General features: G+C 47.8%; 7 protein-coding genes and 2 rRNA genes. All 9 read left to right on the forward strand.

Features of this window, described 5'->3' with window-relative positions; all coding sequences use genetic code 11:
• Positions 1 to 1,356, forward strand: coding sequence for a chromosomal replication initiator protein DnaA (gene dnaA, locus FTX54_RS00005; RefSeq protein ID WP_147802523.1), 1,356 nt, complete (start codon positions 1 to 3; stop codon positions 1,354 to 1,356).
• A 194-nt stretch (positions 1,357 to 1,550) separates the two neighbouring features.
• Entirely contained in the window at positions 1,551 to 2,693 is a 1,143-nt protein-coding gene (gene dnaN / locus FTX54_RS00010) for a DNA polymerase III subunit beta (RefSeq protein ID WP_147802522.1), read from the forward strand.
• A 189-nt stretch (positions 2,694 to 2,882) separates the two neighbouring features.
• Positions 2,883 to 3,101, forward strand: a complete 219-nt coding sequence (gene yaaA, locus FTX54_RS00015) for a S4 domain-containing protein YaaA (protein ID WP_147802521.1) — start codon at positions 2,883 to 2,885, stop codon at positions 3,099 to 3,101.
• A 12-nt stretch (positions 3,102 to 3,113) separates the two neighbouring features.
• On the forward strand, positions 3,114 to 4,235 hold the full coding sequence (recF, locus tag FTX54_RS00020) for a DNA replication/repair protein RecF (protein ID WP_147802520.1): 1,122 nt from the start codon (positions 3,114 to 3,116) through the stop codon (positions 4,233 to 4,235).
• Positions 4,236 to 4,245: 10 nt separating this feature from the next.
• On the forward strand, positions 4,246 to 4,515 hold the full coding sequence (gene remB, locus FTX54_RS00025) for an extracellular matrix regulator RemB (RefSeq protein WP_147802519.1): 270 nt from the start codon (positions 4,246 to 4,248) through the stop codon (positions 4,513 to 4,515).
• A gap of 50 nt (positions 4,516 to 4,565) precedes the next feature.
• Positions 4,566 to 6,479: a DNA topoisomerase (ATP-hydrolyzing) subunit B gene (gyrB, locus tag FTX54_RS00030; RefSeq protein ID WP_147802518.1), complete on the forward strand. Its 1,914-nt coding sequence runs from the start codon at positions 4,566 to 4,568 to the stop codon at positions 6,477 to 6,479.
• Between the two features lie 175 nt (positions 6,480 to 6,654).
• Positions 6,655 to 9,213: a DNA gyrase subunit A gene (gene gyrA / locus FTX54_RS00035; protein ID WP_147802517.1), complete on the forward strand. Its 2,559-nt coding sequence runs from the start codon at positions 6,655 to 6,657 to the stop codon at positions 9,211 to 9,213.
• Between the two features lie 2,128 nt (positions 9,214 to 11,341).
• Positions 11,342 to 12,918: ribosomal RNA gene (locus tag FTX54_RS00040) — 16S ribosomal RNA — on the forward strand.
• Between the two features lie 319 nt (positions 12,919 to 13,237).
• Positions 13,238 to 16,184: ribosomal RNA gene (locus FTX54_RS00045) — 23S ribosomal RNA — on the forward strand.
• The 16S and 23S rRNA genes sit together here, the layout of an rRNA operon.
• The last annotated feature ends 42 nt before the right edge of the window (positions 16,185 to 16,226 follow it).

Raw genomic sequence — 16,226 nt, forward strand, 5'->3', positions numbered from 1 at the left:
GTGGAGAATTTAGAGGATCTTTGGAAGCAGGCGCTTCTGAAAATCGAAGAGAAAGTCAGCAAACCGAGCTTTGATACATGGTTTAAAGATACAAAAGCAGATTCGATTGACCAGGGATCAAATACTATTACCGTTATCGCCCCGAATGAATTCGCGCGGGACTGGCTGGAAAACCGTTACATTAATATTATTACGGATACGCTGCAGGAATTGACCGGAGCAGATCTCGAAGCGAAATTTATTCTTCCTAAAGAAGAAGGGGCAGAACCGGAAATGAATTTCGATAAAAAAATGCCGGAACCTCCGACGGAAACAGAGAGTCCGCCTCCCAAACATATGTTAAATCCTAAGTATACGTTTGACACGTTCGTTATAGGGAGCGGTAACCGGTTTGCTCATGCAGCTTCACTCGCCGTAGCGGAAGCTCCGGCAAAAGCATACAATCCGCTGTTTATTTACGGAGGAGTCGGGCTCGGAAAAACCCACCTGATGCATGCAATCGGTCATTATGTCATTGACCATAATCCCGATGCCAAAGTCGTCTATTTGTCATCCGAGAAATTTACAAATGAATTTATTAATTCGATTCGTGATAATAAAGCCGTCCACTTCCGCAATAAGTATCGGAATGTGGATGTGCTGCTTATTGACGATATTCAGTTTCTCGCCGGGAAAGAACAGACACAGGAAGAGTTTTTCCACACGTTCAACTCGCTCCACGAAGAGCGTAAGCAGATAGTTATATCCAGTGACCGCCCGCCGAAAGAAATTCCCACACTGGAAGACCGGCTGCGTTCACGTTTTGAATGGGGATTAATTACCGATATTACACCGCCGGATCTCGAGACGAGAATTGCCATTCTGCGCAAGAAGGCAAAAGCGGAAAACCTTGATATTCCCAATGAAGTCATGCTTTATATAGCAAACCAGATCGATACCAACATCCGGGAGCTGGAAGGGGCGCTTATCCGCGTTGTCGCTTATTCCTCTCTTATCAATCAGGATATGAATGCGGATCTTGCCGCTGTCGCATTAAAGGATATTATTCCAAATGCAAAATCGAAGGTAGTGACAATTGAAGATATTCAGTCTTCTGTAGCGATGGCATTTGGTGTCAGGGTAGAGGATATGAAAGCGAAAAAAAGAACAAAAACCGTCGCTTATCCGAGACAGATTGCTATGTATCTCTCCCGTGAAATGACAGATTATTCCCTCCCAAAAATTGGAGCTGCTTTTGGAAAAAGGGATCATACAACGGTGATCCATGCTCACGAAAAAATCTCCAGGCTTCTCATTGATGATTCTGAACTTCAGCAGCAGGTAAAAGATATTACTTCCCAGCTTCGGTCATCGTAAAGCCTGTGAGGATTGTGGAAAACCGTTACGCACTTATACACACTTTATCCACATGTTTATAACTCTGCATGAAAAGGCGATTCTGTGGTTATCCACAAATTCACAGCGCCTATTACTATTACTGCGAGTATTTATTAAAAATAATAATTAATATATATTAAAAAATAAGCGTATAAAGAGGAGGGCCAGTCCTTATGAAATTTACGATCCAAAGGGACGTATTCGTACAAAATATTCAACACGTATCAAAAGCCATTTCTTCAAGAGCAACGATGCCGATTTTATCTGGTTTAAAGATTGTTGCTTTTGATGATGGAGTAACACTTACAGGAAGTGATTCTGATATTTCGATTGAAGCTTTTATTCCAGCTGAAGACGGGGACAATCAGGTTGTTGATATAGATAAACCGGGAGCTATTGTTCTCCAGGCTAAATACTTTGCTGATATCATTAAAAAACTTCCTGAATCCACAGTTGAAGTTTCTATCAATGATCAAAACGTGACGAAGATCAGTTCCGGAAGCTCGGAATTTAATTTGAACGGACTCGATCCGGACGAATTTCCGCGTCTGCCGGAAGTGGAAGAAGGCAATTCTTTTCAGCTGAAGACAGATTTATTGAAGGCGTTGATTAAACAAACAGCATTTGCTGTATCCACAGCCGAAACCCGCCCGATCCTTACCGGAATTCACTGGGGAATGGAAGAGGGGACGCTGACATGTACAGCAACAGACAGTCACCGGCTTGCCATGCGGGAAGCGAAAATTGAAGGAGCGAAAGAAGATACCGATTTCTCCAACGTGGTGATCCCTGGTAAAAGCCTGACAGAATTAAGCAAAATTCTTGATGACTCCGAGGAAACGATCGATGTGACAGTGACGAATAACCAGGCACTGTTCAAAGCGAAAAATATTCTCTTTTTCTCCAGGCTTCTTGATGGGAATTACCCGGCAACTAAAAACATGATTCCAACAAATTCCAAAACGAACGTACAGGTCGATGCCAAGAAACTGCTTGCGTCGATTGAGCGTGCGCTATTGCTTTCCCGTGATGGGAAAAATAACGTAGTGAATCTGAAATCACTCGGGGATCATACACTGGAAATTACGTCAGTGACTCCGGAAGTAGGGAAAGTAACAGAAGAAGTAGCCTGTGATGCTTTCGAAGGGGAAGACTTGAGGATTTCATTTAACGGGAAAAACATTATTGATGCGCTGCGCGTAATTGAAGCAACTGATGTCACGATTCAGTTTACGGGAGCGATGAGTCCGTTTATTATGCGTCCGGCTGATCGGGATTATATGCTCCATTTATTTTCACCGGTACGCACGTATTAAAGCTCAGATCTGAAAAAGTGAGGAAGTCCGTCGAAGCAGAAAAACCCTTCCGGCGGGCTTTTTCAATACCAATAAAGAGAACAGACGATCCCCGGTAAATCCTATTGGCGTATTTGCTCATATTTTAGTACAATATAGAGTGAGACATTTTGTGTACGTATCAGCAGGGAAAGTGAGTTGACATAGAGCATGGAACATCGGATTACGGTGCGAGGAGAATATATTACGCTCGGGCAGGCTTTAAAAGAAGCCGCCATTATTCCTTCCGGGGGAGCAGCCAAGCCTTTTCTGCAGGAATACCCGGTTTTTATCAATGGCACGGCCGACAACAGACGGGGAAGAAAACTATATCCGGAAGATCACGTCGTCATTGAAGACGTGGGTGAACTGCATATTGTGGCAGAATAGTGGTGACAGCCTGTGCATATTAATGAGCTGAAACTGAAGGATTATCGAAACTATGAGGGCCTGACGCTTCAATTCCAGAACCGCGTCAATGTCATTCTCGGGGAAAATGCCCAGGGAAAGACAAATCTCATGGAATCGATCTACGTTCTCGCCCTCGCCAGGTCTCACCGAACCCCCCGCGATAAAGAGCTGATCCGCTGGGACCAGCCGTTTGCCCGTATTACCGGATCTTTTACGAATCGAAACGGGCCGATGGAAATGGAACTCATTTTTTCTAAACAGGGTAAAAAAGTAAAACTGAATTCGATTGAAAAAAAACGGCTCAGCGATTATATAGGCACGTGCACTATCGTAATGTTTGCACCGGAAGATCTGACTATTGTCAAAGGAAGTCCCCAGATCAGACGCCGCTTTCTGGATATTGAAATGGGACAGATTAATTCTGTATACCTCTATCATTTATCCCAGTATTATAAAGTATTAAAGCAGCGCAATCAGTGGCTCAAAGAGCTCCGCGAAAAGAAGCGCCGGGCTGATGATGCGATGCTCGATGTGATGACAGAACAGCTGACAGCTTCAGGGGCGGAAGTGCTCAAACGAAGGTTTGCCTTCGTGGCAAAACTGGAAGAATGGGCGCGTCCAATCCACTATGATATCAGCCGCGGCCGGGAAGAACTCTCCATCCGCTACGAACCGAGCGTTCCGGTGGATTCCATGATGACGGTTCAGAACATCCGGCACGTGCTCGACAGCGAATTCCAGCGAGTGAAAGAACAGGAAATGCGCCGTGGAACGACACAGATCGGCCCTCACAGGGATGATCTGGCTTTCTATGTCAACGGGCGCAACATGCAGACGTTCGGATCGCAGGGACAGCAGCGGACAACTGCTCTATCATTGAAACTAGCTGAAATCGAACTGATTTATCAAAATACCGGGGAATACCCGATACTTTTACTGGACGATGTACTGTCTGAGCTGGATGATTACCGCCAGACTCACCTTCTGAATTCCATTAAAGGAAAAGTACAGACGTTCGTCACCACGACCAGTGTAGAAGGAATTGACCATCGGCTGCTTGAAGAGGCAGCGGTTTTCTATGTTGAAGAAGGAACGATTTCGAGAAAGGAATGAGGTGGCCGGAATGTTCATCCATTTAGGCGGCGATTTTGTGTTGAAAGCTGAGAGAATCATTACGATCCTGGATCATCAAAGCGAGAAGTCTTCCGCTGAAAACCAGGATTTTATGAAAGCAAACTTCGAACAGAAGCGGACGAAAAATGTTACAGACGATCCAGCGAAGTCCATTGTTGTAACAGAGGACTGTATATATTTATCTCCTATTTCTTCGCACACGCTGAAGCGGCGTGCTGAAACACAGACATTCGCAGTAGCAGTAAATGAAGAAGAATAATTTATCCGCTGGCTCTAAAGCAAAGCGGGAAGAAATGCAGGTGAAGAACATTGAGTCTTGACAATCAATCGTATGATCAAAGTCAAATTCAAGTATTGGAAGGTTTGGAGGCTGTCCGTAAACGGCCTGGTATGTATATCGGTTCCACAAGTTCCCGCGGTCTCCATCACCTCGTATGGGAAGTAGTCGATAACAGTATCGATGAAGCGATGGGCGGCCACTGTGATGAGATTTACGTGACGATGGGGAAAGATAACTCCATTTCCGTAGAAGATAACGGACGGGGGATTCCTGTTGGTATTCATGAAAAAATGGGACGTCCTGCCGTTGAGGTTATCATGACAGTTCTGCACGCCGGCGGGAAATTCGGCGGCGGAGGCTATAAAGTGTCCGGCGGTCTGCACGGTGTCGGGGCTTCTGTTGTGAATGCCCTTTCCCACAAACTGGAAGTCCGCGTTTTTAAAGAAGGTAAAATTTACTTCATCGATTTCTCACGCGGTATTCCCCAGACGGAACTGACAGTGATAGGGGAAACAGAAAAATCCGGGACAGCGATCACATTCTGGCCGGATGAAGAGATTTTCACAGAAACGATAGAATTCGAATATGAGCTTTTGGCAACCAGACTCCGCGAGCTTGCTTTTCTTAACCGCGGTCTGCGAATCTTCGTTAACGATGAGCGCGAAGATGGAAAGAATGCAGAATATTACTATGAAGGCGGCATTCGTTCCTTCGTTGAACATTTAAACCGTACAAAATCTCCTCTCCATGAACCGCCGATCTTCCTCGAAGGAGATAAAGAAGGTATTCATGTCGAGGTTGCTCTTCAATATAACGACGGGTTCTCGAGCAACCTTTATTCGTTTGCCAATAACATTAATACGCACGAAGGCGGTACGCATGAATCCGGGTTCAAGACGGGATTGACCCGCGTCATTAATGATTATGCCCGCAAAAATAACCTTTTCAAAGACAATGATCCCAATCTGGTCGGGGACGACGTCCGTGAAGGATTGACAGCTATCGTTTCTGTTAAAATTCCGGACCCGCAGTTTGAAGGTCAGACGAAAACAAAGCTTGGAAACAGTGAAGCGCGGACTATTACCGATTCGCTTTTCTCTGAGCATATGGCCAAGTTTATGGCGGAAAACCCGACGATAGCCCGGCAGATTGTTGAAAAAGGGCTCATGGCTTCCCGGGCCCGCGATGCGGCTAAAAAAGCACGGGAACTGACACGCCGTAAATCGGCGCTTGAAGTCAGTTCGCTTCCGGGTAAACTGGCGGACTGCTCGTCACGTGATGCGTCAATCAGCGAAATTTATGTCGTTGAGGGCGATTCGGCAGGCGGTTCTGCCAAGCAGGGACGCGACCGCCATTTTCAGGCGATTCTGCCGCTGCGCGGTAAAATTATTAACGTGGAAAAAGCGCGCCTGGACAAAATTCTATCCAACAACGAAATTCGTGCGATCATCACTGCTCTTGGTACAGGGATCGGAGATGACTTTGATATTTCCAAAGCACGCTACCATAAAATTATTATTATGACGGATGCGGACGTCGACGGTGCCCATATTCGTACGCTTCTGCTTACGTTCCTTTACCGCTATATGAGGCCGTTGATCGAAGAAGGCTACATTTACATTGCGCAGCCGCCTCTGTACAAAATTACGCAGGGGAAATCCATTAACTATGCGTACAATGAAAAAGAGATGGAACGTATTCTCGGCGAGCTTTCTCCAACTCCAAAACCGGGCCTGCAGCGCTATAAGGGTCTAGGGGAAATGAATCCGACGCAGCTCTGGGAAACGACGATGAATCCGGATATGCGGACGGTCATGCAGGTGAATTTAAACGATGCGATGCTTGCTGATGAAGTCTTTGATACGCTGATGGGTGATCGTGTAGAACCACGTCGCGACTTTATTCACGCTAATGCCCATTACGTGAAAAACCTGGACGTCTAAAGCGATGATACACGGGCAGAGGTTGTTCCCGGGAACCGGTTCAACCCGGCGGGAACAGCCTTTGCGATGTTTTTTCGCTTATACATAGGCAGCAGCAAAACGAAAAGCAGCGCGGGAAAGCCTGCTTTTCCTTAAATACCGGTGCTAGAAGCATGCGGTGAATGGAGGGTAACACATGTCTGATCAGCAAGATAATCCGAGAGTAAAAGATATAAATATCAGTCAGGAAATGCGTACATCCTTTATGGATTATGCGATGAGTGTCATCGTCAGCCGGGCTCTTCCCGATGTACGGGATGGATTAAAACCGGTTCACCGCCGTATTCTTTATGCGATGCATGAACTTGGCATTACCGCAGACAAAGCCTATAAGAAGTCAGCCCGGATCGTCGGGGAAGTTATCGGTAAGTACCACCCGCACGGTGACTCCGCGGTTTATGAAACAATGGTGAGAATGGCTCAGGATTTCAGTTACCGCAATATGCTCGTCGACGGCCACGGTAACTTTGGCTCTGTAGACGGGGATGCAGCGGCGGCGATGCGTTATACAGAGGCGCGTATGTCGAAGATTTCCATGGAACTTATCCGGGACATTAATAAAGATACGATTGACTACCAGGAAAACTATGATGGTTCCGAATCGGAGCCGAAAGTACTTCCCGCACGTTTCCCCAACCTGCTCGTCAACGGTACTTCCGGTATCGCAGTCGGTATGGCTACTAATATTCCCCCGCACCATCTCGGGGAAGTGATTGAAGGGGTACTTGCTCTCACGAAAGATCCGGATCTTACTTCGGTGGATCTGATGGAATATATTCCCGGACCTGACTTCCCTACAGCAGGGGAAATTATCGGTGTCTCCGGTATCCGCCGTGCCTATGAAACAGGCAAAGGCTCCATCCTGATCCGTGCGAAGGCAGATATTGAAGAAAAAAATAACAAACAGCGCATTATTGTCAGAGAGCTTCCTTATCAGGTGAACAAGGCCCGTCTGATTGAAAAAATAGCGGAACTTGTCCGCGACAAAAAAATCGACGGCATTACCGACCTCCGTGATGAATCGGACCGGACCGGCATGCGTATCGTTATTGAGCTCCGCCGCGACGCGAATGCAAACGTGCTCTTAAATAACCTTTACAAACAAACGGCTCTGCAGACAAGCTTCGGGATTAACATGCTCGCTCTTGTCGATGGCCGCCCGAAAGTTCTCTCGCTGAAAGAAACGCTTTACCACTACCTTGAGCACCAGAAAGTCGTTATCCGCCGCCGTACAGCTTTTGAGCTTAGAAAAGCGGAAGCCCGCGCGCATATTCTGGAAGGGCTGCGGATTGCACTGGACCATCTCGACGAAGTAATTGAGCTTATCCGTGCTTCGCAGACGACAGAAATTGCCCGTAACGGCCTGATGGAAAAGTACGAGCTTTCCCACGACCAGGCACAGGCTATTCTCGACATGCGGCTGCAGCGTTTAACAGGTCTTGAGCGTGACAAAATTGAAGCGGAATATAAAGAACTGCTTGCAAAGATCGCAGAGCTGAAGGAAATTCTTGCTAATGAAGAAAAAGTACTCGAACTTATCCGGGAGGAATTGATAGATATCCGCGACCGCTATACAGACGACCGCCGGACAATCATCACTCTCGGAGAAGATACGTTCGAAGATGAAGACCTTATTCCAAGACAAAATGTAGTTATTACTCTTTCCCACCATGGCTACATTAAACGTCTGCCTGTCTCGACCTATCGCAGCCAGAAGCGGGGCGGACGCGGTGTTCAGGGAATGGGCACCTATGATGAAGATTTTGTGCGGCATTTATTTGTTACCAATTCGCACGATCATCTTCTGTTCTTTACGAATAAAGGAAAAGTTTACCGCATCAAAGGCTATGAAGTACCGGAGCAGAAGCGGACCTCCAAAGGAATCCCGATTATTAATCTTCTGCAGATTGATCAGGACGAATACATCAGTACTGTCATACCTGTCTCTGACTTTGAAGGCGGACGCTCTGTATTCTTCATGACCAAATACGGGATTTCCAAACGCACAGAGCTGAAGGCTTTCAGTAAAATCCGCCGCGGCGGACTGTTTGCAATTCAGCTTCGCGAAGGCGATGAGCTCCACGGTGTGCGGCTGACAAACGGAGATCAGGAAATTATTACGGGTACGAAAAAAGGCATGTCCATCCGTTTTAAGGAACAGGACGTGCGCCAGATGGGCCGTACAGCTGCCGGAGTAAAAGGTATTCAGCTCGGAAAAGATGATGAAGTAGTAGGTATGGATATTCTTTATCCGGATCAGGATGTGCTGATTGTGACAGAGGAAGGTTTCGGTAAGCGGACACCTCTGACAGAATACCGCGAGCAGTCCCGTGGCGGAAAAGGTATTAAAACATGCAATATCACCGAGAAAAACGGAGAAGTTGTTTCTCTTAAAGTTGTATCGGAAGATCATGATTTGATGGTTATTACGACAAACGGCGTACTGATTCGTATGCACGTGGCTGAAATTTCCCAGACGGGCCGAAATACACAGGGTGTGCGTCTAATCCGTGTTGGGGATGGCGAACACGTATCTACGGTAGCCCGTGTCAATATCACAGATGATGATGTGGAAGATGTGGAAGAAAGTGAATCAGAACTTCCGGAAGGTGCGGAAGCTTCCACAGAAGAAGTGGAAGACACAGAGGATACGCAGGAAACAGTGGAGCCCGAAGACGACTCTTCTGAAGAATAAGCAGTTATTATATAGAAGAAAGGCATCCGGTTCCGGTCCGGATGCCTTCTTTTTTTAGCATTTATAAAATTTATTCATATAAATAAAACAGCAGTTACAGCTATATTTATATAGAGTGATTTAATTTCAAAAGCAAAAGGAATGGGCCCTGACTTTTTAAAGAGCACAGTCAGAGCATTTGTTCATTTCCAACAAGTTAAATTCGATTTTATGCTTTTGTATTCATAACAGTGTTATAGGCTTTAATTACAGGCAGGGATTATACCTCTTCATTCAAAGTTTTAAGAATCGCTTTTCACAGACAGCTGGAATAAATCATCTTTTGTTTCGGATAAAGAGAATAATCGTTAATAAAACAATCAGCAAAATGCTGAAAATTAATATAAAAACACTCAATTCTATTGGTATAACCCCGACTAAAGCTAAAATAAATGAAACTAATAAGACGATCGTTAACACATGTCTTACTTTATACATTATGGGTGAGGGTTCTTTAGTTAATTTATTTTTCAATGTAGTCATTTCAATGCCCCTATAATCAAAATAAATGTAGATTAATTTCTTTTACTCTATTTCTATAATTGTCGCTGGGGTTTTTACAGATAGATTCGCTTGAGCTGACTTTCCGCAGAGGAAATACCCCTGTGGTACTGCGCTCTGTGGTATTTTCCAAATGAACATAGTGTGATTAGATAGATTAATTATATCAGAAGTTTCAGAAAATGGTAATAAATTCCCTTTTTGAAGAAGCTCTTTGAACCTATAGAGAAATTCTCAAGTTGGATCGAGCTAAACACTCCAGACTGTTTTAACTGGCTTGGAGGGGAAGACATAATTTATTATTCCAAAAGAGAAGGTTTTTATATAATGCGAGCAAAAAATTTTGTAAAGATTTATACCCAGAGTAAGTGTAGGGTAAGTTCGAGGTGATACGAGACGAACTGAATTTTTATTTCTCCAATGAACACAGATAGTCATGGTACGAAAGAGCACTTTATCAAAGTCTTCCAGTTGAGGTCAGGAATTTTGAACTTCAGATGAATGAATAAACTACTCAATTTCTCATCATAAAGCCTCTGCCATGTTTTAAAGTAGTTTTGTTATTTTTCGAGACACCTTGGCACTGTTTTCTACCTTGGTACCTTCTTAATTCAAACAGCAGGCTTTCTGTATTGGAAAATTAAAACGAAGCGGAAGCCGGCGGACGCCAGTGGAAGAAGGAGATTGGAAGATCCCGCAGGACACACAGGTCCGAGGAAGCTGGAAATCTCCTCCACGGCAAGCCTGCCGAGTTGAAGCGGAGTTTTCTACAGGAATGGAACTTCTCAATCTATACAGGAGGGGTCAAAGTTGTTCAAACGGGAGTCATCTTTATTAGAAGGCAGATGCTGCTCTGTCTTTTTACCGTAAGCTGCAGGGCACATGGGGCGACTCCAGGGCGATCAAGGACGAGCTGAAGATCGATCACCTGACCAAAGGGAGGATGGAATTAGATGAGGCCGGCCCTGCGCCCCCATCGAAACGAAAGCTTACATCTATCGCTTATCTATTTTATTTTCAAGGCAGCCTTAAGAAAAGCAGCGGATCTTTTAGTACTGACTCAGGTTAACATCTTAGTCGTCTTTTTGAGTTGGAAATCAGCTCTGAGGCAAAGGGAAGCAAATTTTTTTCGTAATAATGACAATGAATACTAATAGAGCTTTATTTTTAGAACACTTTAGATATAATAATGTGATCTACATATAGTAGAAAGAGGAGGTAATTCACTGCATGTAGAGGGAAGGAAAAACAAATTTTCTGAATATGTTCATGAGGTTGCTAAAGCTTAATTTTCTATGGTACATTTAATCACGTTGCTTTGAGAGAGCGACGTCGAAACAGAATATTCACTTCAAAAAGTTGTTGACTTTCTGGATGTGAATAGATATAATGTAATAAGTCGCCATTGAGCAGTTGGCGCATTTTTTCATCTTATTTGCCCTTTGAAAACTAAACAAAAGACGATTGTGAAGGAAAAAAGAGAATGAATCATTCTCTGTCAATTTATTATTAAAGAATCTTTAGCCAGATTCAGTTTTGAAAGCGAAGCATCCCGCTTCGCGATGTCAGAAGTTCAAACTTCGACGATTTATCGGAGAGTTTGATCCTGGCTCAGGACGAACGCTGGCGGCGTGCCTAATACATGCAAGTCGAGCGCAGGAAGCAGGCAGCGCCCTTCGGGGCAAAACCTGTGGAATGAGCGGCGGACGGGTGAGTAACACGTGGGCAACCTGCCTTCCAGGCCGGAATAACCCCGGGAAACCGGGGCTAATGCCGGATGATCAAGCGGCTCGCATGAGCGGCTTGTCAAAGGGGCGGAGACTTCGGTCTCCTCCCGCTGGAAGATGGGCCCGCGGCGCATTAGCTTGTTGGTGGGGTAACGGCCCACCAAGGCGACGATGCGTAGCCGACCTGAGAGGGTGATCGGCCACACTGGAACTGAGACACGGTCCAGACTCCTACGGGAGGCAGCAGTAGGGAATCATCCGCAATGGGCGAAAGCCTGACGGTGCAACGCCGCGTGAACGATGAAGGTTTTCGGATCGTAAAGTTCTGTTGTGAGGGAAGAACAAGTGCCGGTCGAACAGGCCGGCACCTTGACGGTACCTCACGAGAAAGCCCCGGCTAACTACGTGCCAGCAGCCGCGGTAATACGTAGGGGGCAAGCGTTGTCCGGAATTATTGGGCGTAAAGCGCACGCAGGCGGTCTCGTAAGTCTGATGTGAAAGCCCACGGCTCAACCGTGGAGGGTCATTGGAAACTGCAGGACTTGAGTGTAGGAGAGGAAAGTGGAATTCCACGTGTAGCGGTGAAATGCGTAGATATGTGGAGGAACACCAGTGGCGAAGGCGACTTTCTGGCCTACAACTGACGCTGAGGTGCGAAAGCGTGGGGAGCAAACAGGATTAGATACCCTGGTAGTCCACGCCGTAAACGTTGAGTGCTAGGTGTTAGGGGTTTCGATGCCCTTAGTGCCGAAGTTAACACATTAAGCACTCCGCCTGGGGAGTACGGCCGCAAGGCTGAAACTCAAAGGAATTGACGGGGGCCCGCACAAGCAGTGGAGCATGTGGTTTAATTCGACGCAACGCGAAGAACCTTACCAGGTCTTGACATCCTTTGAACACTCTGGAGACAGAGTTTTCCCCTTCGGGGGACAAAGTGACAGGTGGTGCATGGTTGTCGTCAGCTCGTGTCGTGAGATGTTGGGTTAAGTCCCGCAACGAGCGCAACCCTTGACCTTAGTTGCCAGCATTTGGTTGGGCACTCTAAGGTGACTGCCGGTGATAAACCGGAGGAAGGTGGGGACGACGTCAAATCATCATGCCCCTTATGACCTGGGCTACACACGTGCTACAATGGATGGTACAAAGGGCAGCGAAGCCGCGAGGTGGAGCGAATCCCAGAAAGCCATTCTCAGTTCGGATTGCAGGCTGCAACTCGCCTGCATGAAGCCGGAATTGCTAGTAATCGCGGATCAGCATGCCGCGGTGAATACGTTCCCGGGCCTTGTACACACCGCCCGTCACACCACGAGAGTTTGTAACACCCGAAGTCGGTGAGGCAACCCTTTTTGGGACCCAGCCGCCGAAGGTGGGACAGATGATTGGGGTGAAGTCGTAACAAGGTATCCGTACCGGAAGGTGCGGATGGATCACCTCCTTTCTAAGGAGCTCGAGTAAGCTCACTTATCGATTCCTTCCTTTCGTTCTTTTGTTTAGTTTTGAGAGGGTTAACACCTCTCGGCCGGCTCTTTTTTTTCGGCTTTCTTCTGCTTGGCGGAAGGAAGAAAGGAAAGAAAAAGACGGTCCGCAAGCCTCTGTCCTTTGAAAACTGGATAACGTAATGTATGAACAATCAATCACCGGAAACAAGGTCTATTGGTCCGGGGTCCGCCCCGTGACGAAGAAACGAGTTTCCGAGTGTCTTAGAATATCGCCAAGACGATCGAATGACGTCCACTGCCTCCCTCAGGGGGGCAGCTGGTTAAGCTAGAAAGGGCGCACGGTGGATGCCTTGGCACTAGGAGCCGATGAAGGACGGGACGAACACCGATATGCTTCGGGGAGCTGTAAGTAAGCGTTGATCCGAAGATTTCCGAATGGGGGAACCCCGTATCCGTAATGGGATACGATCCACACCTGAATCCATAAGGTGTGTGATGGCAGACCCGGGGAACTGAAACATCTCAGTACCCGGAGGAAGAGAAAGCAAATGCGATTTCCTGAGTAGCGGCGAGCGAAACGGAAACAGCCCAAACCAGAAGGCTTGCCTTCTGGGGTTGTAGGACACTCCATACGGAGTTACAAAGAGAGGGTATAGAGGAAGCGGCCTGGAACGGCCCGCAGGATAAGGTAACAGCCCTGTACTCGACATGCCCCCTCCTCCGGAGTGGATCCTGAGTACGGCGGGACACGTGAAACCCCGTCGGAATCCGGGAGGACCATCTCCCAAGGCTAAATACTCCCTAGTGACCGATAGTGCACCAGTACCGTGAGGGAAAGGTGAAAAGTACCCCGAAAGGGGAGTGAAAGAGATCTTGAAACCGTGTGCCTACAAGTAGTTGGAGCCCGTTTATGGGTGACAGCGTGCCTTTTGTAGAATGAACCGGCGAGTTACGATGACGTGCCAGGTTAAGTCGATAAGACGGAGCCGCAGCGAAAGCGAGTCTGAACAGGGCGCTTTGAGTACGTCGTTGTAGACCCGAAACCGGGTGATCTACCCATGTCCAGGGTGAAGTCCAGGTAACACTGGATGGAGGCCCGAACCCACGCACGTTGAAAAGTGCGGGGATGAGGTGTGGGTAGGGGTGAAATGCCAATCGAACTCGGACATAGCTGGTTCTCCCCGAAATAGCTTTAGGGCTAGCCTCGAGGGATAGAGTGTTGGAGGTAGAGCACTGATTGGACTAGGGGTCCCTACAGGATTACCGAATTCAGTCAAACTCCGAATGCCAATCACTTATCCTCGGGAGTCAGACTGCGAGTGCTAAGATCCGTAGTCAAGAGGGAAACAGCCCAGACCATCAGCTAAGGTCCCCAAGTATACGTTAAGTGGAAAAGGATGTGGAGTTGCTTAGACAACCAGGATGTTGGCTTAGAAGCAGCCATCATTGAAAGAGTGCGTAATAGCTCACTGGTCGAGTGACTCTGCGCCGAAAATGTACCGGGGCTAAACGTATCACCGAAGCTATGGACAAAACACCTTCGGGTGTTCTGTGGTAGGGGAGCGTTCCAGGGGCATCGAAGCCGGACCGGAAGGACCGGTGGAGCGCCTGGAAGTGAGAATGCCGGTATGAGTAGCGAAAAGAGGGGTGAGAATCCCCTCCGTCGAAAGCCTAAGGGTTCCTGAGGAAGGCTCGTCCGCTCAGGGTTAGTCGGGTCCTAAGCCGAGGCCGAAAGGCGTAGGCGATGGAAAACAGGTCGATATTCCTGTACCACCACGTTTCCGTTTGAGCAATGGGGGGACGCAGGAAGGCAGGGCAAGCGCACCGCTGGACGTGTGCGCCGAAGCAGGGAGGCTGGAACACAGGGAAATCCGTGTTCTGTTAAGGCTGAGCTGTGACCGCGAGGGAAATTTAGTACCGAAGTGCCTGCACCTACACTGCCAAGAAAAGCCTCTAGCGAGGAAACTGGTGCCCGTACCGTAAACCGACACAGGTAGGCGGGAAGAGAATTCTAAGACGCGCGGGAGAACTCTCGTTAAGGAACTCGGCAAAATGACTCCGTAACTTCGGGAGAAGGAGTGCTCCCTGGGGTTCATAGCCCAGGGGAGCCGCAGTGAATAGGCCCAAACGACTGTTTATCAAAAACACAGGTCTCTGCGAAGCCGCAAGGCGAAGTATAGGGGCTGACACCTGCCCGGTGCTGGAAGGTTAAGAGGAGGGGTTATCCCTTACGGGAGAAGCTCCGAATTGAAGCCCCAGTAAACGGCGGCCGTAACTATAACGGTCCTAAGGTAGCGAAATTCCTTGTCGGGTAAGTTCCGACCCGCACGAAAGGTGCAACGATTTGGGCACTGTCTCAACGAGAGACCCGGTGAAATTATATTACCTGTGAAGATGCAGGTTACCCGCGACAGGACGGAAAGACCCCATGGAGCTTTACTGCAGCTTGATATTGGGTGTCGGAACAGCTTGTACAGGATAGGTAGGAGCCTTGGAAACCGGAGCGCCAGCTTCGGTGGAGGCATCGGTGGGATACTACCCTGGCTGTTTTGACATCCTAACCTCGACCCGTGATCCGGGTCAGGGACAGTGTCAGGTGGGCAGTTTGACTGGGGCGGTCGCCTCCTAAACAGTAACGGAGGCGCCCAAAGGTTCCCTCAGAATGGTTGGAAATCATTCGCAGAGTGCAAAGGCATAAGGGAGCTTGACTGCGAGACAGACAGGTCGAGCAGGGACGAAAGTCGGGCTTAGTGATCCGGCGGCACCGTATGGAAGGGCCGTCGCTCAACGGATAAAAGCTACCCTGGGGATAACAGGCTAATCTCTCCCAAGAGTCCACATCGACGGGGAGGTTTGGCACCTCGATGTCGGCTCGTCGCATCCTGGGGCTGAAGTAGGTCCCAAGGGTTGGGCTGTTCGCCCATTAAAGCGGCACGCGAGCTGGGTTCAGAACGTCGTGAGACAGTTCGGTCCCTATCCGTCGCGGGCGCAGGAAATTTGAGAGGAGCTGTCCTTAGTACGAGAGGACCGGGATGGACACACCGCTGGTGTACCAGTTGTTCCGCCAGGAGCACCGCTGGGTAGCTACGTGTGGACGGGATAAGTGCTGAAAGCATCTAAGCATGAAGCCCCCCTCAAGATGAGATTTCCCATCCCAAGTGATTGGGAGTAAGATCCCTCTGAGACGAAGAGGTAGATAGGTCTCGTGTGGAAGCGTGGCGACACGTGAAGCTGAGAGATACTAATCGATCGAGGGCTTAACCAAAAAAAGAAGATAATTCGACGACACCGATTGAAGGGTTCATAC

The sequence above is a fragment of the Alkalicoccus halolimnae genome (assembly GCF_008014775.2).
Lineage (GTDB): Bacteria > Bacillota > Bacilli > Bacillales > Salisediminibacteriaceae > Alkalicoccus > Alkalicoccus halolimnae.